Here is a 24,846-nt window from a genome sequence, read left to right on the forward strand (position 1 = left end):
AAAAGAATAAAAGCCTAAATATTCTTTAGACTTTGTTACTTTTCTCCCAACCAATTAAAATTCTCATCACAAAAACCATTATATTGAAAATTAGACATGATACGACCTGTAATATAAGTTTTTCTTTCTCCTTCTTCCATTATTTTCAGAAATTCAATTGCATTATCAAAAAGTTGTTTTATTTCTTTTTCGGTACACACACCATATTCCCAAAAATACATAAAAATATGACCTATAAAATGATTTTTGAATTGCCAATCTTGTGTAGTAATGATAAAATTTACTAAAATATCAAGAACTTCTTGAGAATTATCTAACAACTCTGATGTCTTGTAATGAATGGAATAACAAGCAGGCACATCTAACCAACGCTGATTATATGGTAAACTAATAATGCGTTTAAATAATACAAGCATCTCATTTGACATTTCAATGGGTGTAGCAACCATTTTAGAAGGGGAGAAAGCATCAATTAGTCTTTCGTACACATAAGCAGGGATATAGTTTAAAACCATATCTGTCCCATTTTTTTCTAATATGTCCAAACACCTATGAAAGAATTTGTAGTAATTTTCAGGTAATATTTTATCTCTGAACTCCCAACAAAATTCAGATAAAATATCCAGCATTACCAACTCCTCCTTTTCCATATTTTCTAAAAAAAGTTGTTCAAAGTATTTTTCATCAGGGTTTGAACTGATTTGCTCTAATAGTAGTTGCTTGCAAGTTCTTTGCAAACGAATTTCATAAACATCGCAAACACTTTCATATTTGGAGTCATCATTTGGGAATTTCTTTGCTATTTTTCTGGCTGTTGAAACTCCATCTTTGTATATACCATAAAAATACTCAAAATTTAAGGTTATTTTTTCCATTGTTATGGGATTAAAAATTTGGTTTCTATCACAATTACTTTTTGCACGTGAGGATTAAATTGTTTTTCTGCTATTTTACCTACAAATCCCCAGTTTTGATAAGTTCGTTCTTCTTTTGTGCATACTTTACCTTCTTTTAAACATTTTTTAGTTCCACCACCTTCTACCAGTTTATTTTTATCTCTTCTAAGCATTTTCTTCACATCTTTATCTACCACATACATTACAATATATTGATATTCGGGGTGTTGTACTTGACGTTTCCCATTAGCATCTAATTCCAACAATATTGGATTTCTTGTGCCTTTTATCCTCTTCCAAGCCAAGCCTTCATTATCCAATAAATAACGACTATCTTCTGTAATAAAATTAAAATTAGCATCAAAACGAGGAGATAAAAAACCTTTATCCAAGCCATATTCTTTGCCACTCATTGCCCTATAAAATACTTCTACATTAGGGTCATTTTCATAAGTATTTTTAAGATTATCAAAAGCAGTTTTATTGTTTAAAGTTAGCATATCATTTGTTCCTAATTTCTTTCTCCAAGAAGTATATTCATCAAACAATTCATTTCTCAGTTGCCAAAGCTCATCAAGTTCATCATCAGTCAATTCTGATAATTTTTTAGATTGAAGGTATCTTAGGTAACTTTCATCATCTCCTAAAACAATATAGTTGTTTATAGCTACTCCAGCAGGTTTCCGTATTTTGTCATCTTCTATATGCCCAATATCTTCACCATTCTGCAATTTCCTCCACTTTTGGGTGGCATTTCCGCTTTTTGCAATTGTTGTAACCCCTCCATCAGTATGCAAGAGTACTATATCTTCTGTAGCTACAAAGATTCTATTAGGCATCAAGCTACTTATCGCCTTAGCACTTTCTAAATTTGAACAAGAAAGCAAACGAATCATTTTGCCATCAGCATAAGAAGCATTTTGAATGATATTTATAATGTCTTCAGTTGTTAAATTAATTCTGTATGGATTGCCCTCTGCTTTTTCTAAATAAGCAAAATAATTGTTTTTTTCGTCTGCATGCACCACTACATCCAAAAATTCATCTGTATTCTTTAAAATGGTTCTCTCAAGTATTGAGGTTTCATTGTCATTTAGATGAGTGGCAACTATTTCAAATAGTTTTTTACTCAAACCTTTCAAATAAGCAATGGCAGCATCTTTGGTAGCTGGTAGCTTTAAGAAAATAGTTCTTAGTTCATTATCATTTTTGCTATCTAAGTATTCTTGAGTCTCTTTGCCAATAGTTTCTAATACTTCTTCTAATATGTTTTCTTCTAACTTTGTAGGATTACCAGCCACTACCTGCCATATTCTTTTTTGTTTATGCAAGGCTATTTTTGTATTTAGAACTCTGGCTGCTCTTGTTGCATCTTTGAGTTTTGCAAACTTCTCTGCAAAAACTACTAAATTGGTAACCCCTCTGATATTAGATAAATGGTCTAAATTTCTTTTCCCTTCTGCTATTTTTAATTCCCCTACTATAGGTAGAAAAGTAGATAGCATGAAAAAATTTACTTTACCCTGTAAATAAGGGTTTGTGTATTCTCTTTTAGCATAATTGAAACTTGCTTCTACAAATGCCTGATATTGGTCGATACCCTGAATGCCCATACACCGTAGTACTCTTTTCAATTGCTCAGCAGAAAAATCATCAGGAGTAATTTGCTCTATACAAGGACCTATTTTCACCAACATGTCATGCACAAAATTCTCAATATCTTGATTAGTTGCACCAATACTTATTTTTATTGTGTAAAATAATTCATTGATTATTCCATAAGTATATTTTTTTCCATAACTATCATTTTCACTCAAATTATGTTCTTCTGTCATACAAATTCCATATTCTAATGCAGCATCTCTAATTTTCTCTTGTGTAGATTCAGAGGGAGTATTAGCACCTGTACGAACAGCTCTTTTAAAACATTCACTTTGTTCATTGGTATTAAAAGTATTTTTAAGAGCATTTTTGATTTGATTCAAAGCTTCTTCTGCTGCCAAATAAGCTGTTTTGAATTTACCAATTCTTTCTTTCAGCCAATTCGTTTTATCTGCTAGTAAATTATCATTGAGTGTTTGATAAGAAGCATTCGCTTGACTATAGATGTATTCTTCGTAATTTTCAGGCATTACAGGAAAACTAATAAAGCCATAATGATAAATCAAATTTTGACCATTATGAGGCATATAAAAGGATACCTTATAATCTATAATAGCTTTTGATGCTGTATTAGGTGGTTTTAATCGGAGAGTAAAATCCTTTAAGACAGCTTTATTTTTAGTGGGTTTGTTGGCACTTAACTTACCATTTTCTTTATACTGGAAATATCCTACTTGATTATTTTTCCAACTTGTTTTTCCTATTCCATCTTTTATTTTATCTCCCGAATAAGTCTCATCTATATCATCTGTATATTTATAAATAGAGGCTACTACCAAATAATATTTGATATTATCTTTATTAAGAGCAGTGTTAAAACTTGTGATAGCATCTTTTACCTCCAATTCACGAAGATTCCAAATTTTTTCTCCTTCATCCACAAATGTCGGACTCAACTCTTGACCTTTAAAAGTAGCATTCAGTCGAATAATGTAATTATTAAGATGAGATTTTCCAGCTTTATCGTTGGCTTCATTTTGCTTCATCTGAGCCTCTAACTTCTTAGTAAGCTCTTTTTGTATCTGTATTTTTTGTAAAGAATCTATAGGATCAGCTTTTAGGCTACCCCAAATCAGTATATATAGGCAAGTAATGATATAAAATATCTTCTTCATAATCTTAGTCTTTATTTTCTTCTGTGTATAAAAACTCTCCAAAGTCTTCTAACTTGGTTCTAATTTTTTGTTTTAAATTCTGAATAATCACTGTTTCTGTTTTTCTTTGTTTGAGTTCTTGTAGAATAAACTCTATCAAATCTTGTCCATTTAAAACATCATCTTTAGCAAAATCTGACTTTACAGATTCTATATCAATATAGTATGCTACTAACATGAAAGTAGCTCTAATAAAATAAACGGCTTTTCTTTTCTTCTCTAAATCTAAAATGTCTTGTTTAAACTTTACTAAATTTGGATTAGTAGGTTCAGTTGCCATTACCTCATAAAATTCTTCTGTAAATCCTTCATCATTTTCATCAGAATAGGCATCAGTAGTTAATATAGGATCTAATTGTGCTTTAATAACCACATTCTTATTATTTAGGTTTTCTATGGCAATAGGCGTTTCAGTCACAATGTCTCTTTTTAGTTCTTTGAGTGTTTCCCATACAATGTTCACAAACTTCACAAGAGCATCTTTCCAATAGCTAGCAGCATCTGAATATGCTTGCTTCACCGCCTCTCTTGCTTTCTTGAGGTTTTCTTTTGCCTTGGCTTTGTCTGCTTCACTGGCATTAGGGTCGTTTTTAATACGTTCATACTCATCTTTGGCTGCTTCTAAAGCAGTTTGTGATGACTTTAATTCTTGTAATAAATCATCAGGCAGATATTTCAACATGAGATCCAGCACCTGCTCCATTTTAGCTAACACTTCATCGAGTTTTGCAAGATTGGTCTCTGCCTGAGCCAAAAGTCCATCTATTTCAGTAAACAAGCCGTTTACTGTATTAATGGTCTCGTCACTTAAAACCTGTATTCCCATCCCTACCACAATGATTCTTCCATCCACAAAACGATTGTCAGCGTTTACTAAGATATTATCAAACTTGACCTTCACCTTTGCTCTATTGGCAAGGGGAAACACCATCAATCCTTCTCCACTGAACCTGCCTGATCCCCCACTGTTAGTAATTTTGCTGACCCTGATATCAAAATCTGCTGCTTGAATGGTATCATTGGGATTTAAACTTGTTTTTGGTACTTGATTGGTAAGGTCAATCGTATTTTGTGGTAATCCACAAGATATACTTTCTTGAGCCAGAGCTGGAGTGGTGAATTCGCTGATACTTCCTGCTCCATTACCCAATTCCCCACAAAAACCTCTTACTTGATACTCGTAGGTGGTGTTTGCCTCTAAATTATCAATCAAAGCATAACCTAACTGAGTCGTATTAGTATATGCCCATTCAGTGCTATTTGTGGACTTCTTTCTATATTCTACCCTAAAAGTAGTGTTTCCTGCCCCTGCCTGAAAACTCACCTTTGCACGAATCGCATTTAGTACTTCCACACTGGAAGCCACTGGCACTGCACAAGGCTCTCCATAAGTAAACGCAAATACTTCACTATAACCCCTGTTTTTAAACAAGTCAATTCCTGTACTGCCGTCAATAGACAGTTCTCTTGCCCTCACTCTCCAGGCATACTTAGCTCCCAGTACCAAATTCGGTTCAGCAATGCCATACACAAGTTGAGTGCTGCGAGTACTGGTTTGAAATATCGGAATAGAATTGAGTATCGCATCATTGGGGTTTCGATTGGCAGGGATTAATTGCACTAATGTAAACTCATACTCCACATTTCTTGCTGCATTGGGAGAAGAAGTGTGTCTTGGTGTCCAAGAAAATGCCATACTCTGCTGAGGCAGGGGTCTTACTTTCTCCTCCTGCATGGGAAAATTAAGCAAGGGAGGATCATTTAAGAGTAACCATGCTGTGGAATTGCTAATCTGTGGGTTTGAGACTGCAATTTCTCTCGAATAATCCACTACCTCAAAACGAATTCTGTAAAAACCTTCTGGAAGGCGTTTGTTTGCTTCATATTCTGTTCTCGATATTCCTTGAAACAGCAGGTTTTCACTTCTAAAGTAAGCTTCTAAGTCTGAACCCAAGAATCTTTCATTTACTCCTCCATTTAAGAAAATGGGTGCTGGCTTATAGTCTGGTCTTGTTTGAATGGTCAAATTGTTTCCTTCAATGACAAGCCTGAGTTTGACTGCATAATTAGACACACTGTTGTCTTGCAAAAGAAGATTCACAGCCAATCTTGTGGAACCCACCTGTGTATAATCATTCAAGTACAACGAATATGGAGCTTGTAATTCAGTACGGCAAATCACTGGAAAAGTCTGAGCTTCTATCTTGTTTGCATACAAGAGCAAACTACAAACACTCCATAAAAGATGATATATTATTTTTTTTCGCATATTCTTTTCTCTTTATTCCTTTTTCCTTCATCTATTCAATCATTTATCACTTATAACTCATCACTCCATTACCTCTGTATGGTGGTTGTCCATTCAGAAGTGACTCTGCCTTTGCCTGGAAGCCTATATCTCAGTCTCAAAGGATAAGTCCCTGGCTGAATACTCACCCAGTTGTGAGACAGAATATATTGCATCCAAGCATTGTTTTGACTGTTAGTGTGTGAGGCTGCCTTACTTCTTAATTCAAAATAATCTTTGTAAGTCGAAAGAGCAAGCATATAACTTATAGAAGAATAGCCGATACTGGGAGCGACTGTGCCGACACTGATATCACTGGGGGTAAGTTCTCTAAAACCACCATCTACTTTCAAGTAAATGTCTTTTAGTGGAGGCACACCCAAAGCAAGAGGCTCTCTCCATTGGTTGATAGTAATATTTTCCTGAGGGTATCCTTCATAGTTTAAGGGGCGTATCCACTGACTCATCCACAAGGCATTGGGGTCAGCTTCTGCCTCAATGAGTGGAGATACTCTGCCTGCCTGTGTTGAAGCTAGTTCCACTTTATCAAAAAACTCTTGTCCCTGATAAGTTCTACCTATTTCATGAATCCCTGTGGCAAGTGGCCATGTCCAACCAGCATTCAAGGGAGAAAGAGCATTCATCTTGTCAGTGAATTTAGCGTGTCTACTACTCTTAAAATGAAGGCTAAAAAACGATTTCTCCTCTAATTGCTTCACCACTCCAGTCGCTGTTTTTTGTCTTGTTTCAGTACCTGCTACAGTATCTATTTTAGAAGTGGTAGACACATTAGCATCAATCGCACCTCTTTCTTGTAATGGTACATTCACGAGCTCCAGAAGATAAATCTGATTGAGCTTCATCTCCTGTGGTCTTTCAAAGAATACTTCTTTTTTAGAAGCATCATAACCCACATCAAAATAAGTAGGGTTAGCAGTATTTGTTCCTACCACACTTAACTTCCCTCTTCTCTCCCAGTCTGTGGAAGCCTCAAACAAATAAGCCTGCCCTTTGATTAATTGGATATAACCCTCTGGTGTTTCTTCTGGATAATAATGAAGCTGGTTATAGGCTGGATAACTGTAAGCAACATTGGATGCTGGAATATAATCAGGGGCTTTACCAGTCGTGAAGCTCGTTGTTCTCTTTTCAATCAGCTTTACACCATTTTCTAGCACCACTTTCCAAGTTCCATTCACTCTTTCTTCAAAACTCACCACTACCTCCACCATCATTTTCTTCTCTGAAGGAAGCACTTCTGGAGAATTAAACACCACCACTGTTTTATCTTCATTCCATTCTAATGCTCCCACTACCACTGCTGCTCCTTCTTGCTTTACTTCCATTTTCTCTAGTTTCACTCTAAAAGAACGATTGTTGCCCTCCAAATCTTGAATATCAAATACTTTCTCTACTTCTATGTTAAATACAGCCTGAGGGTTTGCAAATACATCTACACCTGTTTCTGAAGTCTTGGGTGTGAGTTCTGCAATAATCTCCATGCCAGCTACTGGAGAAGTAGGAGTTCCAATAATCTTGCACTCTTTGCCTAATGTCATTTCAAACTTACAATTCCCTTTCACTAATCCTCCCAAAATAGAGAATCTACCTCCCACAGCTCCTCTCATCCAAGTAGGATTGGGGAGTTTGGCTTGCAAGATCGCAGCAGCAGCTATCTGTAATATTTTGAATTTACCTTTATAGAATTTCACATTCACATCCATCCCAATTTCTCCCTGCAAATAGGCATACACCTGTCCACTCGAATACCAGCCATTGATGCCAATGGGTTCATTAGAGCCTTCACAACGGAAATTGGTACCATAGTTTTTCACCATGATGTCAAAACCTGCCCCAGCAAGGAAACGAGCATAGAACATCAAAAATTTCATGTTGCCTGTATCCATTCTCAAATCTGCTCCAAAAGCAAATCCACTTCCATTGCCCAAAGCATTCAAGTCTCGCATATAATCTAAATCCATGCCTCCCAAAATATTACTCACCTCTTGGGGTGGGGCTGGACTACCTGGAAGATCATCTCCAATCATTAAATAAGAAGTGGTTCTGGCAATTTGAGCTAATTCCAAGCCCATTCTGTTGGTGGGTGAACCTGCTTGAATATACCACTTAGAAGGAGAAAAGTGTAAAATTGCCTCTCCTGCTAAATTATTTGCTCCAATGCCTTTCAAATTTCCTTGAGCGGCATTGACATACACTTTGAATCCCCCATCTAAGGTTCTTGCCTCCACATTATACTCAATGTGAATACCTGCTGAGATTTGAGATTTTGCTCCATGTTCAGTAGGTTTGCCATAAATAGATTCATTGACTTTTGTTAATTTTTCTTTGTCATAAGTGCTGTTGGGTGCTGTTCCTGAGTGTTTTTTGAGTTCTTCGCTCTTATCTGCAATTTTTGCTGATTTTTCCTTCATTTCTGAGGCTGTTGCCACTTGAGGTTCAGTGGCAAAATAACCATTGCCATTGAAAAACACTCTCTGGAGCCCTCCTCCTTTGTTGAAAGCAAGCTCTAAAGTGGCATCCCCGTTGAAGGCTTGCTGGGCTTGTGTAGCAAACTTAATCCCTGCTCTAATCCCTAAACCACTGTTGCTATCTGGTTCATATTTCAGTCCTGTTTGAGTTACTCCTATCTGATTCGCTGAGGTGGCAGAGGCTCCAGCTTCCTTTCTGACTTGCTTCATTTGATAATAAGCTGCTCCACTAAAACCTGTCAGCTTCAAAGGTGGAACCAGTGGCAATCCTCCTTGAAACAAAACAGAAGCATCTGCATACCAATAACGCATCTCATCTAAGGTAGTTCCAAACAAAGCTGTGGCTGACACTTCGATACTCGGTTTGGGGATTTTCATTTTCAAAAGTCCCTGAAATCCATTGCCATAAGTGGCATCTTCTTTGAAGAATACCAGCTCGCCTTTCAGGGAAAAATTACCCTGACTAATATCCAACATAATTTTCTTTACATCCACTCGTTTGTAATGGAAAGACAGGACATTGCCCTCATCTTTCATTTCTCCTACAATAGAGAGTCCTGCTCCAGCACTAAATCCTCCATCACTGGCTTTCACAAAATTAACCCTCAAATCAAATTCTACAGCCGTGCCATCTGAGTAGGTTTTCAGTCCTAAGTTAGAAATGGTGACAGGAAAGCCTGCCATGCTATTGTTTCCATTACCTCCAGTAAAACCAAAAGCTTTGGCTCTGAGATAAGGGGCTTGGGAAGTTATTTCCAGTTCAGTGAACTCAATGCCAGGAAAAGATATTTTCTTGTTCTTGGGTACATTAGAGGCTGGTGGTTCCTCCCCACTTGCCATCGAACCACCAATGGTCATGGAGCCTGTCAGGCAGGCTCTAGGGATAAATTTGCCTTGCACACTTTTTACTTCCAAATAAGAAGAAGGAGATAAATTCACTTGGGCTGCCTTCATCACTGGAAAGGAAAGAGCTGAGGTGTTTTTGACTGTAAATTCATAGTTACTATCTCTGGGTCTGATGATGGCATTGAAGGCAAGGGTCTCTGTTTCTTTAGAAATAGGAAGTACCACTCTACCCTTAAATCCAGCACTCACTAATTGATTCTTGGTGAGTTCAAAACCCAGTGAATCTAAGGAATATTTCCATTTCCCCATATCTCCTTGGTCTAAAGTATACAGGTTCAAGGCTTTTACTTTGGCTGATACTCCATTTTGATCAATGATTAAATCCTGAATATTAATGGTTTTTCTATTGCTAGAATCTACTCTATTCTTAAAATTAGGAGGAAGTCTGAGTTCTGCCTCTCTTAAATAAAATCCTCTCCACAAAGCAAGTCCTTCACTTCCACTCTCTCCTAGATAGCCCTGAGGCATTCGCATGCCAGCAGGACTGGCTATATCACTGAAATCAAAACTGGCTTCTTTCACGCTAAATCCATAACCAGGGAGTTCTCGAAGTTGGAAAGGTTGTCTAAAGTTAATGGAGGCTAGTAAATCACTCCAATCGTTCATAGTAATTCTAAAATCACCTATGACTCTTTGAGCAGTGTCAACAGAGCCATTGGGACGTTCTACCACGAGCCAGTCTTTGGAAAACACCACTGAAGCATCTACACTGATGTTTTGAAAACCATTACAATCAAAAGTAGCGTATGTTGTATTTGCTCTAAAAATCACCATGCCTTTGCCTCCAGCTACACTAGTTCCATAATCCATGGCAAGCTCCAAACGAGCATTCAAAAGTCCTCCTTTTTTAGAAATTCGAATTTGTTTGCCTACAAAATAAAGTTTCGAGCTGTCTGAGGGGTTTTCAATCATCAGATAAGCCACTAAATAACTGTATTGGGGTGTAACCACTACACTATCAATGCCAATGGTGTATTCTTGATTACCAATTTTTTTATGAATGCCAATGGGCAATTTGACCTGCTCAGTGGGATTAAAAAGTGCTGTATAAAGCTTGCTATCCTTGATGGTTTGAAGGGTTTTACGAGCCTGTCTGGCATATTTTAAAGCTTCCTGAGTAGGTTTTCTCAGTTCTGCAATAGGATTTGCAGGCAGACTATCTGTGGGGATAGAAGCAAACAAAGAATTGGCTTCTAAATCCTGAAAACTCCTTTTCTCTCCTACTGAATAAGAAAGCAGATGCTTCAAGGGATGTGGCTTTTTAGCCACAGTGGTATCTTCAATGGCAAAGACCACAGAAGCAGACAAAAAAAAGAAGGAAGATACAAGGAAATAAAGAAGCCAACGCATAGAGCAATATGAGTTATAAGTTATGAATTTTAAATGCTAAACGCTAAATGCTAAATGATTCAATAAAATGGTTTCCTATTCATCATTTAGCACTTAGCGTTGATTCATTTACCATTATTTAGAGATAACAATCTGTTGTGTTTTGGTCATTTGAGGGGTTTTCACCACGAGTACATAGTTTCCAGCAGGCAAATAAGGTAAATTCACCTCTACATTGTATTCCTTTGCCCCAGATAGACTCTGTCTAAAGTAGCTTTCTCTGTTTTGAAGTCCATATAGTAAGATTTCCACTGAAGACTCTTTCACCAGTTCTACTTTCGTCTGGAAAACTCCACCACTTGGATTAGGATACACCAGTAGCTTACTGATTTCTCCTACTCCCTGATAACCCAGTCCAGTGTTAGCCACTCTGCCACTCTTAGGCTTCACTCGAATCGTTTTTTGTAGAGTGCTCGCACAACCAAAAAGCTTCACTTGCATGGTGATTACATAGGTGCCTGCCTCACTAAAAGTAAAATACGCATAGTAAGGAATACTTTGGTTATCAATACGATTGATAGCAGGATTACTCACATCATAACTCCATACCACTTCGCTAGGAGCTGGGTTTGTCACATCGATTGCTACGAGTGTATCTCCTACTTCAATTTCTGTGGCTGCTAAAAACTCTGCTTTCAAGGCATCGTTAGAAATGTTCACAGAAAAAGTCTTTGTTCCCACGCAACCTGCTGGTGTAGTAATCACGAGCTCATAATCTCCAGCCTCTGTAATCAAAGTTTGCTGACTTGTGCTCACTGTAGTGCCTGCTTTCTTCCACACATAACTGCTTCCAGTATTTCCTGCATCAAGGCTTAATGTCTGATTAGGGCAAATCGTGAAACTGCTTTCACTAAAATTAGCACTCACTGGAGATGGCTCTGTCAAGGTGATAGCCTGAGTGATTTTACAACCTTTGGAATCTGTGATTTGAACACTATAACTGCCTGCTTTAAGGCTTACACGAGTGGACAGAGTACTGTTATCATCTAACCACAAGTAACTATAAGGGGCTGTCCCTCCAGTACCCACGATTGTAATCATGCCATTACTACCTCCATTGCAAGTAGGTTCTACAATGCTAGTGGTATTTATGCCCACAGCACTTGCGGGCTGACTAATACTAAAAGTAATAGGCTGAATACATCCAGCAGCATCTGTGATTTGGGCTATTTGGCTTCCGCCTACTAAACCACTCATGGTAGCAGTAGTGGTTACATTCGTACTCGTTTGTCCATTGGACCACAAAACACTGTAAGGTGCTGTCCCTTGTGTAATACTGATACTTGCCACTCCATCATTGCCTCCAAAACAAGATATGGTTTGCACCACACTCACCACCCCGATGGGTCCGTCTGCACTGGGTACAATTGCCACATACTGCTTCTCGCAGTTATTAGCGTCTTTGATAGTGACTGTGTAGGTGCCTGAGCTCACTGATGTTAGTGTACTTGAATTAGTACCCACCACTACATTACTGCTATTTCTCCAAGTGTAAGTATATGCTCCAGTGCCTCCACTCACAGCAACACTCACTGCTCCATCTGTGGCTCCACAATTTGCTGGAGTCTGGGAAAGCGTGCTAATATTTATTTGCGGGGCATCTGAAATGCTAAAATTATAGGTTTTCTCACAGGCGTTTGCATCCACAAGTCTTAAAGTATGACTGCCTGCAAGTAAGCCTGTTATCGTATTTCCAGAGCTATAAGCCTGTAAAGCACCTCCATCCACACTGATTTGGTAAGGGGCTGTGCCTCCATTTACTACCACACTCACACTGCCACTGGCTTCTCCAAAACAAAGTGTGGGACTAGCAGTAATGGATGAACCTATTAGTTCAGAAGGTTCAGTGAGTGTGATATTCGCCACCTGCTCACAACCATGCAAGTCTCTAATTTTGTATTGATAAGTACCCGCAGAAAGTCCTGTAATAGTATTACTGAGTATTGGAGCATTTGTAACAGCGTCAAAGAAAGTATAACTTCCCCAACCTCCCAAGCCAGACAAATAAATTTTTCCACTGTTATCTCCCTTGCAAAGCAAATGCTCAGGGATGAGTACTAAACTTAATACACTGCTAGGAGCATCTACTGTAAAGTTTACCACAAAAAAGCCTGGATAAGCTCCTGATAGATTATTGTAACATTTTCTGCTATCTTGAATTTCGATGGCATAATTACCTGCCACAAGTCCTGAAAGAGTAAGTACACCTGTTGTGATTTGCTCACTACTCAAGTTTCCTCCATCTACACTATAACGATATGTATAAGGTCCAATACCTCCTGAAAGATTTAAGGAAATCACTCCATCACTACCTCCCACACAGCTCACAAAAGGTTTATGAGAGCTATTAGTAAGCATGCTAATGGCTGTAGGCTCGTTTACCACAAAACTAAAAGTTTTGCTGGTAGCGTATCTGTCTTTCACTTCTAAAACATAAGTACCTGCTGTAAGTCCTGAAAAACTAAAATCAATGCCATCATCCATCATACTAAAACCTGCCTGACTGGGTTTTGTGAGAGTATAAGTATAATAATTTGAACTTCGAATACCTCCCTGTGGAGTCCCACTAATCAGTCCGTCACTGCCTCCATTACAAGAAACATGAGTAATATTTTGAGAGGCTAAACTAATATCCAAAGGCTGAGTCATGGCAACAGAAAAATTTCTTTGACAAGTGGTTGTGGCATCTACAATTCTGTAAGGGTAAGTGCCACTCGTGAGTGTAAAGGAAGCTGCTTCAATAGTAGTTGCTGGTAAAGTAGTTGCTCCAAGCGTTACTGTGTAGTTGGGACTTCCACCTGTTGGTAAAATAAAAATAGTCTGACTACCTCCAAAGTTTTTGATGTCATAATCTACACCACTAATCTCATCTTCATATTGCTGAACGCCTGATAGAGAAGAGTTAATCTGAGTAGGTTCTAACAAAGTAACATCTTTGGTTTCCTCACAAGAAGTTGTTTGAAATACATCTTGAATCACTACACGATAGTTGCCAGCACTTAAACCACTAAAAGTATGGGCTGTCGCTTTGTTATTTTCTGTGGCAATGAGCACCCAGTTATTTATTCCTTGCTCTTTGAAAAGTTTATAATAGTAATTGACTACTCCTCCACTAGGAGTTGCTGTAATCTCTCCATCACTGGCTCCAAAACAAGAAATATGCTTGCCTCCAGTAGCAGCTTTTACAACAGCAGTGGCTGTGGCTGAAAAGGTAGTCGCTGGTTCATTGACATACACAAAGACTGATTCTGAATAGCAACCTGCTTGAACAGGAAAACCAGCACTAGTGGGTGTGCCATAGTTTTCAATGATAAGCTCATATTCTCCTTTTGAAAGCCCTGTAAAGCTATAAGTCATTGTAGGATTTGTTCTGAAATCCATATCTTGATTAGCTACATAGCCTTCTTGATTTCGAATATAAGCAGTGTATTGTTTTGCAAGCCCTTGAGGGTTTTTAAGGATAATAGTGCCTTTTTCTGTAGGCTTTTTACATTTGATATGCTCCACTCGCACGGAAGTATTTTCACTAACTGCCTCTCCAAAATTTGTAATGGCATTGTTATTTTGTGCAAAAGTAGGTACTTGAGGCTTCGCTACTGAAGGAGGGTAGTTGAGATTTATATCGCTGGTAGGTGGTGCGTCTGCTGATAAAAGCGTATATTTCCCTGTGGTCAAGGAATAGCTGGGTCCATATTTGGCATGAACTCTGATGGTAAGTATAGGCTTTAAAAGCTCAAAATGAGAATCGTACTGGTTATAAAGGTCATTTAAAAGGTTTGGCATTTCAAAAATATCTCCTACATAATGCTCAGAAATACTTGAGGCAACCTCTATCCAAGGACTTGTATAAGTAGAAGGTGTTGGAAGAGTAAAATTTACTTGATAAGAGTACTCCCATACATATAAAATACCTGAAGTATTGGGAACTGGAATAATTTGAGGAACAAATTTAAACTCTTCACTATCTTTTCCATAACAATGACCACCTGGTACATTTGCTCCCTCATATGGTTGAAAATTTAGGAAACCGTTGGGCTTATACAAAGCCTTCGTGTCAATAGTAAAAGGATTATTGGGCAATAAATATTGAATGCTTCCTTTCATGCCTGTACTTCCACCTATCTGAAAATCGAAATTGCTATCATAACCAGGTCCTACCAAAGTAAAATCAATAACTTGTGTAGCTGAAAAATTGGGTACTGCACAGAATACTGATGAACAAGCATCAAAGCCTCCACAAACAGTCAAATAGTCAGCTAGTGCAAAAGCATCAGCTCTCCACTCCTGAACAAATAATTTGATATTGTTTGGAGGGTTTGTGGGGTAAGGTATATCTATATTCCCACTGGAGAGTAATACATAACCTTGATTGGCATTTACTACGTCTGTGCAAAATACTTCAGTGCCAGCAAGTGCTCCTGAGTCAAAGCTATAAAACACCTTAAATAAAGCAGGGGTAGGATTGGTGTGAGCTTTGTAAAAGCCTTCAATATTAAGCTTGATTGTTCCTTGAGCCTTTATAGATAAAGGATTCAAACCATATACCAAAAGAAATACAATCAAAAAAAGTGATTTTGTAAAAATATTCATAGTGTATGAATTTTATTATATTCCTGCAAAATTATACAAAATAAAAGGAAAAAATAAAAAGATGTATGAAAAAAACAAAAAATGAATGAAATAAACTGTTTAGCTTCTCTATCAGTATTTTAACCTCAAAAAGAGCGAGTTTTTTCATGTAAGTTTTATCCTGTTTTTTGGCTTTTGGTAACCTTAAAAGTCTTTGAATTTGTCATGAGTACTGTAAAGCCTTCTAAAATTCACTAACATTGCACAAGGAGCATTTTCAAATATTCAAAATCTTTTCTAACTTTACAGAAAATATAACTCTATTTTACCATGAGAACCATCTACTCATTTTTTGTTCCATTATTACTTGTTTTAGGTGCTTGTAAAAAGAAGGGTAATGATACCCCCGCCCCACAACCTCCTACTATCACCTCTTTTAATCCTACTAGTGCAGAAATTGGAGCTACTGTAACCATTTCTGGAAAGAATTTTTCAGCTACTACTACAGATAACGTTGTGCAATTCAATGGTGTAGATGCCACTGTAACCAAAGCCACTGCTACTGATTTGACGGTTACTGTTCCTCAAGGAGCTACCACAGGACCTATTACAGTATCCGTAGGTGGTTTAAATGCTACCAGCACCAGTAGTTTTACGGTACTCAAATGGATTAAAAAAGCGGATTTTGCAGGAGATGGTAGAAATGATGCTGTGAGTTTTGCGATTGGAAACAAGGGCTATATTGGAACTGGAAATGATAATGTAAATAATAGAAAAGATTTTTGGGAATATGATGTGGCAACAAATGTATGGACACAGAAAGCGGATTTTGGGGGTACAGCAAGAACACAGGCAGTGGGCTTTGCCATTGGAAGCAAAGGTTATATTGGTACAGGCAGGGAAGGAGCAACCAATTATACCAAGGATTTTTGGGAGTATGACCCTGCTACAAACACTTGGACACAGAAAGCGGATTTTGGGGGTGTAGCAAGAAATGGTGCTGTGGGTTTTGTCATTGGAAATAAAGGCTATTTAGGCACTGGATTTGATGGGACTCGCAAGAAAGACTTTTGGGAATATGACCCTGCCACAAATACATGGACACAAAAAACCGACTTTGGGGGTACAGCAAGACTTAATGCAATGGGTTTTAGTATTGGAAACAAAGGTTATGTTGGTACTGGAACAAGTAATACTGGCAGTCAAAAAGACTTTTGGGAATATGATGTGGCAAGTAATACATGGACACAAAAAACCGACTTTGGAGGGGCTGATAGAAGTAGAGCCGTAAGTTTTACTATAAATAACAAAGGTTATATTGGATTAGGTTCAGGCTCGGCAGGCTCTCCAAAAGATTTTTGGGAGTATGACCCCACAACTAATGCTTGGACACAAAAAGCAGATTTTGGTGGTAATACTGGTGGAAGTGGTGGTGCTAGTTTTTCTATAGGCACAAGAGGTTATGTTGTAGCTAATAAAGATTTTTGGGTATATGTGCCTTAATGGGTGTCAAAAAAATGCTATATTTTATCACCAAGACCACTAATGTAGTGGTCTTTTTTCTATCAAACCATGATGAAACTCTATAAACTATTCATATTAGGCGTATTACTTGGCAGTTGTCAAGAAAACAATACTGAAAATCGTGTGATTGCTCGCCAAACAGATAGCTCCTTGTTAGAAACTAAGGAAAGTAATACATCACCAAACCCTTATCAAAAGGCTTTGATAGAAGTGAAAATTGTTCCCTCTCAAGAAAATACCTTTGGCTATGAAATCTGGATAGAAGGACAAAAAACGATTCATCAGCCTACCATCCCAAGCATGGCAGGAAGCAGGGGCTTTCAAAGCAAAGAACAAGCCCAAAAAGTAGCTGATTTTGTGGTTTCAAAGATAAGAAACAATCAAATGCCTCCTTCTATTTCTCCAAAGGAATTGGATAGTCTAGGAGTACTCAAATAAATTGATTCGTTTTTATTTTTAGCAAGAAAATTGTAGTTTAGTGAATAAAACAGAGTTTCAATGAAAAAATATATTTTACTAATCGTTTTAGTGTTTTGTGTAAATATGGGATTTGCACAAAGATATAGAGCAGAGTCCATTGAAGAAGGTTTACAAAAAGGACCCGATAAAGCCATTTCTTTAACTATTAAATATAGCAACAAATATATTCCTGATATTAGTAAGCTTTCTCTTTTCACTAATATAGAAGAGCTTACAATTCAATCAGCCTCTGATTTCCCTATAGAAATAGTAAAACTTCCAAACTTACAAGAATTAATTTTGGAGGATTCCAAAAAAACATATGCTTTGCCTAAAGAGATTGCTAAACTTACAAAGCTCCATTATTTAAAAATTGATAGCGTTTCTTCTATTTCTGAAGAACTATTTGAAATTACCAGTATGAAAACCCTACATCTAAGTGGTAATTTCAATAAAATATCAAAATCTATAGGTAAACTCACTATATTAGAATCTTTATACTTAGAAAGTAAAAAGGGTTTTATACTTCCTAGTGAGATCCAGAATTTACAAAAGTTACAATATTTTAATCTTAAAAATCCTGATGCTCTTTTTACTAAATCTATTTATAGGTTAAGCAATCTTTGGACATTGAATTTTAAAAGTAAGAAACCACAAAATATTTCTGATTCTTTATCTTATTTAAAAAACTTAATAAATTTGAGAATAGATGCTCCTATCAAATCTTTACCAAATAAAATAGGTGATTTATCCCTTTTAACTCATTTAACTTTATTAAATTGCTCAATCAATGATTTACCAGCCTCTATGCAAAAACTTAGTAGGTTACAAGAATTATTTATTGTAAATTCATCTCTCCCCAAAATGCCTTCTATTATTTTTTTGATTCCAAGACTTGAAAACATTATGCTTGATGGTAATCAAATAGAAAAAATAGAAGAGGATTGGAATAAATTATTATCTCTTAAAAGTTTTAGTGCATCCAATAATCCTATTAAATTTTTGCCTGCACATCTACCTCCAAAATTAGGAAGCTTGAGTCTTTCTAATACTTTGATTACAACTTTGCCTTACAATTGGCATAGTGGTAAAAGAACACAGTACTTTTTAGATTATATAGAAGCTTATAATGCTCCTATTTCACAAGAAGAACAAACTAAAATTAAAGAAACTACACACATCAAAGTCCTTTTAGGCAAAAAAGAATTAATTTATGATTATAATAGATAAGTAATTTTGTACTTGATTCCCAAAAAATATCCTTTTTTTAAGCTATATATTCCATTAAAATTGAAATAATTAGTTTGGTACAAAAAATTATTCGTAGCTATTATAAAAAGCTCTGAAATACTATCATTTAACTCCTCTTCTATTTTGCCCCAAAAGTGATTCTCTTTTGGTCCAAGTCCATTATCCCTAATAATTTTTGCTGATAGTTCAATATCTGTCATCACTTTGGTAACTGTACCAAGACTTATTGATTTCCAAGAGTCTTTTGTAATAATTTGTGCTTTGTATTCATTATCTACTTTATGTATTTTTATAATAGCTTGATTATCAGAAAGCATCTGTCCTCCATTTGCCTCATACTTTGCTTTGTTATAATATGAGGATGTTAAAGTATAGGTAGTCCAATTCTTTAATGCAGTTTCTGACCGCATTTTATTCCTTATTTTAAGCAATATTTCAGGAATCTCCTCTACTTGAGGTGTTTTTAAATAATTTGTGTAAAAAAGGTTTGCAAATAGATAGCCTGCATCATCTTTAACAATATTTGAAGTTCCTATTACACTTTGAGCTCCAGCTTCGTGGAAAGCATCTGCTACTGAATTTACTCCTAATCTTGTTTCACAGGCATTTAATACAACTAGTTCAGGGCTTCCAATTTTTAAATTTAGTATCTCTCCATAGGTAATTTGTCCATTTTTTCGCTCAGGTTTTCTAATTAAAGGTTGGCAATCGTCTCCTATGTCTGTGTGTGTATAGAGCATTCCTGCTACATTTTCATAAATACCATGAGATGCCAAGTGTATAACTGGAAGTTTTTCTCTTTCATTATCATTGATTTTTCTTTTTACAGTATCCTCTGTTTTATTCAAAAGATATAATGCTTTGAGTTGGTAATTATTTTGTTTAGCTATTTCAAGCACCATAGGTTCTTCTTGTTTAGCCATAGGCAAGTTGTCATCTTGGCAACTTCCATTTGTTGATTTATGCTTATAAAAAGCTTCTATATAAGTTCTTATTATTTTACCACTTGTGTTCATTCTTTTGTAATCATTTTCCCAACCCTCCACAAAAATAGCTGTTTTTTGTTCTGCAAGGCAGGCTGCTGTCTTTTCTTCAGGCGAGAGTCCTGATTCTATGAAAAAGTATTTTTGGGAGGTAAAAAGAGCTCCTTTTTTGTTTTTATAACGAGTCTCATAGTTTTCAACAATAAATAAAATAAATATTCTTTCAGGAGCATTAGAAGATTCTTTGATAGTTTGAACCAAATCTTTTTGAAGCGTAGAAATATTTTTATTTTGAGTGATTTGATCTTTATTTTCTCTGTTAAAACTACCTATTACTTTTTTTAAGTTTTTTTCATTTTGTACACTACTTTTTTGAGTATAGAAAGTATGCCCTAAAAAGTAACGACCATGAAAAACATAAAGTTTTAAATCAGATGATGTTTTAGCGTTATAATTATCATTAAAGAGAACTAACTCTCTAATAGCATCTAAATACAATTCTGAATAAGATGCCGTATCACTACTGACAGGTAAAATATGTTCTGAGTTATCTTCTCCATTGATATACTCCTTAAAAAAGAAATCTCCATCTGGAGTTACCTCATAATTAAAAACAATCTGTTTAGGTTTTGATTTTAATATTTGAGCAAACTTCTTTAAATTCTTCTGATAAGTAGAATCTGTGGTTGGTTTTGCTTGAACTTGCATTATTGCAAGTAGCAAAACAGAATAAATCAATACATTAGTATATATCTTTTTCATTATCTTTGAATAGTAATAGATTCTAATAAAAAGTCTTTGATATTTGCTTTTAAAGCATTTACAATTTGTGTCTCTTCTTTTCTTGCTTTGAGTTCTTGTAAAATAAACTCTACTACATCTTTGCCAAGTTCCTTGAATCCATCTCCCAATGCTTTCATATCTGACTCTTGAGCATAATTTGTAACAATAGCTATGACCAATTCAGACAACATTTTATTATCCTCTGCTTCATAATAAAAGCTTCCTTTGCTTACAAAATCTTTGATAGTGGGAGAAAAGTTACTAACATCTTCTATTTCTTTTGCTTCTGAACTGATTCCAATAGATACACCTTCTGTTTCTATTTCTGGTTTCCCAACAATATTCTCTACATTTTGTTCTTTTTGCTTAAATGTACTGATTTTACTGCTCATTCCACTTGTTGCTTCCTGTCCTAATTCTCTAGTAGCTCTCCATAAAATCTTGACAAACTTCACAAGAGCATCTTTCCAATAAGACCCTGCATCTTGATATGCCTTCTTCACTGCCTCTCTTGCTTTCTTTAACTCTGCCTTTGCCTTGGCTTTGTCAGTTTCACTGGCATTGGGATCATTTTTAATCCTTTCATATTCATCCTTGGCAGCTTCTAAAGCAGTTTGGCTTGACTTTAGTTCTTGCAATAAATCATCTGGAAGGTACTTCAACATAAGTTCCATCACTTGTTCCATTTTAGCAAGAACCTCATCAATCTTAGCTAGTGTAGTCTCTGCCTGAGCCAGCAGGGCGTCTATTTCAGTAAATAAACCATTGACGTTGTTTATAACTTCATCTGAAAGCACTTGAATACCCATGCCTACCACTATGATTCTACCATCCACAAAACGGTTTTCACTGTTTACTAGGATATTATCAAACTTAACTTTCACCTTTGCCCTGTTTGCAAGAGGAAACACCATCATCCCTTCTCCACTGAATCTGCCTGATGACCCTCCACTGGTAACTCTTGTAACCTTCACATCAAAATCTGCTGCTTGGATTGTATCATTGGGGCTTAGAGTTGTTTTTGGTACTTGATTGGTTAAATCAATCGTATTCTGAGGTAAGCCGCAAGATATACTTTCTTGAGCTAGTGCTGGCGTGGTAAACTCTTGGACACTTCCTGCTCCATTTCCCAATTCCCCACAAAATCCTCTTACTTGATACTCGTATACTGTGTTCGCCTCTAAGTTATCAATCAAAGCATGACCCAACTGAGTGGTGTTCGTAAAAGCCCATTCTGTGCTGTTTGTTGATTTCTTTCTATATTCTACTCTAAATGTTGTGTTTCCTGCCCCAGCCTGAAAACTTACCTTTGCACGAATTGCATTTAACACTTCGACTGAAGAAGATGTGGGCATAGCACAAGGCTCTCCATAGGTAAGCACCGACACTTCACTATAGCCTCTGTTTTTGAATAAATCAATACCAGTAGTGCCATCGAGGCTTAACTCTCTTGCCCTTACTCTCCAGGCATATCTGGCACCCAGTACCAAATTCGGTTCTGCAATGCCATAGACAAGTTGAGTGCTGCGGGTACTAGTCTGAAATATCGGAATCGAATTTAAGACTGCATCATTGGGGTTTCGAGAGGCAGGAATGAGTTGCACGAGTGTGAACTCATATTCCACATTTCTTGCTGCATTAGGGCTACTCGTATGTCTTGGTGTCCAAGAAAATGCCATACTCTGCTGTGGTAGTGGTCTAACTTTTTCCTCCTGCATGGGAAAATTCAGCAAGGGAGGGTCATTTAAAAGAAGCCATGCTGTAGAATTACTGATTTGTGGATTAGACACTGCAATTTCTCTATTATAATCCATCACCTCAAAACGAATTCTATAGAAACCTTCTGGAAGTCTTTTGTTTGCTTCATATTCAGTTCTTGATATGCCTTGAAAAAGCAAGTTTTCACTTCTAAAATAGCCTTCTAAGTCTGAACCCAAGAATCTTTCATTCACCCCTCCATTCAAGAAAATGGGAGCTGGCTTATAGTCTGGTCTTGTTTGGATGGTCAAATTATTTCCTTCAATCACGAGCCTTAATCTCACTGCATAATTAGAGACACTGTTATCTTGAAGTAATAAGTTTACTGCTAATCTTGTTGAACCTACCTGAGTATAATCAGGCAAATACAATGAATAAGGAGCTTGTAATTCAGTTCTGCATATCACTGGAAAGGTTTGTGCATGGGCATTGTTTATTGTACAATGAACAAGAATCAATACAATCATCAATTTCCAGTGAAAATGGATTACTAATAATTGTTCCTTGACAAATTGTTTCATATTTTGTCTTTTTCTTACTTGCATAGCATTCTCTTTTCTTCTCTTTTTTTGGAATATTTTGATGCCTTCAAAAGGCTTTTTAATCTGTTTTTTACTTGTATTTCAGTTCTTTTTGTTTTGATAGGTATTAGTTCAGTAAAGATACATTTTTTCATTCGTTTTTAATAGCAGATGCTTCCTATTTTTATCAAAGTATTCTTTTTTGATATTAAACTTACATCTCTGTCTCTGAGTCTTTTATTTTACTTATCTTTGCACTTTGAACATGCTCACTATGCAAAAACTTTACTTTCTTCTTCTTCTTTGGGGAGTGATGGTTTCTTCTGCCTTCTCTCAACAACTTGACCAGATTGGAAAAGACAAAAATCCTTTGAAATTGAATGGAGGAATTTCTACTTCTCATGTGTTTTATACAGCCTCTGGTATTGAACAAAGAAGAGCTCCTTATAACTATTTCATTACTGGAAACCTGAATGCTGATTTATATGGTTTTAGTGTCCCTTTGTCTTTTAGCATTTCTAATCAAAATACCTCTTTTCAACAACCTTTCAACCAGTTTAGCCTCTCTCCTTCTTATAAGTGGGTGAAAAGCTATATTGGTTGGAGTAGTATGTCTTTTTCTAATTACACCCTTGCTGGACATTTGTTCAATGGGGTGGGTGTTGATTTAACACCTGAAGGAATTGTGCAGGTTTCTGCGATGTATGGAAGGCTTCAGAAGGCTGTGGCAATAGAAAGAGATACTGCTTTTTTGAATGCTAATTTAATTACCAATCAACCTGCTTTCAAAAGAATGGGGGCTGGTGTGAAAACTACCCTCAAATACAAAAAAGACCAAGTAGATTTGATTCTTTTCAGAGCTTGGGAAGACCCTAATTCCATTGGATTTGTGCCTGATAGTCTTCAATTAAGACCTCAAGATAATTTGGTGCTTTCCATCAATGCTCAAAAAAGCCTTTTTGATGTCTTGAAACTTTCTGCTGAATTTGCTTCCTCAGCCATTACAAGAGATAGAAGAGCCCTTGAACCCAGTGGGATTTCTAATCTTTATGGAAATTTGGGTGGTTTCTTTAGAACTAATGCCTCTACTGCTGTGTATCATGCTTTCAAATCATCACTCTCTTATCAACATTCTAAATTTACACTAGGAGCCAATTATGAAAGAATAGAGCCTGAATACAGGACTTTAGGAGCTTATTTCTTTAACAATGATTTAGAAAACATCACTGGTTCTTTTGCTACAAGGTTCTTGAAACAGAAAATCCAGTTTTCAAGTAATATGGGAGTGCAAAGAAATGATTTGAGAAATGAAAAAATTTCTAAAATGAATAGAGTGGTGGGTTCAGCCAATGTTTCTGCTGCCATTAGTTCTAAAGTGAATGTAGCTACTTCTTATTCTAATTTCCAAACGTTTACAAACATTCGTTCAAACTTTGTTACACTCAATCAAGGAAGTGCTTTTGATAATTTGGATACCTTAAATTATCGTCAGATTTCTCAGAATGCCACCTTGAATGGCTCTTATCAGATTGCTTCTTCTTCCAAACAAAGTCAAATGCTTTCAGCCAATATTGTCTATCAAACTTCTTCAGATAATCAAGATTCTTTATCCAACAAAGCTCAATTCTACAATTTCAATGTGGCTTATTCATACAATTACAATCCATCTCAATTAGGGATTACTTTTTCTTTCAATGCCAACAAGAATGAAGTAGAGGGAGGAAATTCTTCCACTTTTGGACCCACCATTGGGGTTTCTAAACCAGCCTTCAAGAAACAACTCAAAAACAGTGTGTCTGTTTCCTTGAATAATGCCTATCAGGAAAGTTTACTAGGAAATAGTATTTTGAATTTCAGATATTCTACTTCTTATACCCTTAAAAAGAAGCACAACTTCAATTTGAGTTTGGTGGCTCTCAAGAGAACACAGCCTCTTTCAGCCAATGCTCCAAGGTCGTTTAATGAATTTACAGCTACTTTTGGATATAGTTACAATTTCTCCATTTTGGGAAATAAAGAGAAAAAGTAGCAAATATGACAAATTTGGTAAAAAATTAATCTTTCAAATAACTCATAGGCAAGTATTTACAATCGAAAAAACACTTTTTATAAGCGAAAAAACAGATCTTATCCGTCAGACTTTTGGCTTAGACCTCCCTCCCTTTTAGGTAGTTAAATACTTGATTATAAATACTTTTTATTTCTAAAAAAGACA

The 24,846-nt window shown here is 36.4% G+C and carries 9 protein-coding genes and 2 pseudogenes; 4 read left to right on the forward strand and 7 right to left on the reverse strand.

The window, feature by feature from the left end; all coding sequences use genetic code 11:
* Window positions 1-35 precede the first annotated feature (35 nt).
* From AD998_21395 to AD998_21415, 5 genes are all read right to left on the reverse strand, one after another.
* Window positions 36-875: a hypothetical protein gene (locus AD998_21395; GenBank protein ID KOY84366.1), complete on the reverse strand. Its 840-nt coding sequence runs from the start codon at window positions 873-875 to the stop codon at window positions 36-38.
* 2 nt (window positions 876-877) lie between these two features.
* The gene (locus AD998_21400; GenBank protein KOY84367.1) at window positions 878-3,715 is read right to left on the reverse strand and encodes a hypothetical protein; all 2,838 of its coding nucleotides are present in this window, start codon (window positions 3,713-3,715) and stop codon (window positions 878-880) included.
* Window positions 3,678-5,981, reverse strand: coding sequence for a hypothetical protein (locus tag AD998_21405; GenBank protein KOY84368.1), 2,304 nt, complete (start codon window positions 5,979-5,981; stop codon window positions 3,678-3,680). Before AD998_21405 ends, AD998_21400 begins: the two co-directional genes overlap by 38 nt.
* 68 nt (window positions 5,982-6,049) lie before the next feature.
* Window positions 6,050-10,744, reverse strand: a complete 4,695-nt coding sequence (locus tag AD998_21410) for a hypothetical protein (protein KOY84369.1) — start codon at window positions 10,742-10,744, stop codon at window positions 6,050-6,052.
* A 114-nt stretch (window positions 10,745-10,858) separates the two neighbouring features.
* Window positions 10,859-15,373 carry a hypothetical protein gene (locus tag AD998_21415; protein KOY84370.1) on the reverse strand — a complete coding sequence of 1,505 codons (4,515 nt, stop codon included), beginning with the start codon at window positions 15,371-15,373 and terminating at the stop codon, window positions 10,859-10,861.
* 585 nt (window positions 15,374-15,958) lie between these two features.
* Here AD998_21415 and AD998_21420 point away from each other — a divergent pair.
* From AD998_21420 to AD998_21430, 3 genes and pseudogenes are all read left to right on the forward strand, one after another.
* Window positions 15,959-16,855 carry a hypothetical protein gene (locus AD998_21420; protein KOY84374.1) on the forward strand — a complete coding sequence of 299 codons (897 nt, stop codon included), beginning with the start codon at window positions 15,959-15,961 and terminating at the stop codon, window positions 16,853-16,855.
* Window positions 16,856-17,068: 213 nt separating this feature from the next.
* Window positions 17,069-17,314, forward strand: a pseudogene (locus tag AD998_21425) (hypothetical protein).
* A gap of 60 nt (window positions 17,315-17,374) precedes the next feature.
* Window positions 17,375-18,565: a hypothetical protein gene (locus tag AD998_21430; protein KOY84371.1), complete on the forward strand. Its 1,191-nt coding sequence runs from the start codon at window positions 17,375-17,377 to the stop codon at window positions 18,563-18,565.
* On the opposite strand, the gene AD998_21435 is transcribed toward AD998_21430, so the two are convergent.
* Both AD998_21435 and AD998_21440 read right to left on the reverse strand, forming a co-directional pair.
* Window positions 18,553-20,331, reverse strand: a complete 1,779-nt coding sequence (locus tag AD998_21435) for a hypothetical protein (GenBank protein ID KOY84372.1) — start codon at window positions 20,329-20,331, stop codon at window positions 18,553-18,555. The genes AD998_21430 and AD998_21435 overlap by 13 nt on opposite strands.
* On the reverse strand, window positions 20,331-22,655 hold the full coding sequence (locus AD998_21440) for a hypothetical protein (GenBank protein ID KOY84373.1): 2,325 nt from the start codon (window positions 22,653-22,655) through the stop codon (window positions 20,331-20,333). The genes AD998_21435 and AD998_21440 overlap by 1 nt, the downstream gene beginning before the upstream one ends.
* Window positions 22,656-22,905: 250 nt before the next feature.
* Between AD998_21440 and AD998_21445 the strand changes: the two are divergent.
* Window positions 22,906-24,636, forward strand: a pseudogene (locus AD998_21445) (hypothetical protein).
* Window positions 24,637-24,846 lie beyond the last annotated feature (210 nt).

It is taken from the genome of bacterium 336/3, from assembly GCA_001281695.1.
Lineage (GTDB): Bacteria > Bacteroidota > Bacteroidia > Cytophagales > Thermonemataceae > Raineya.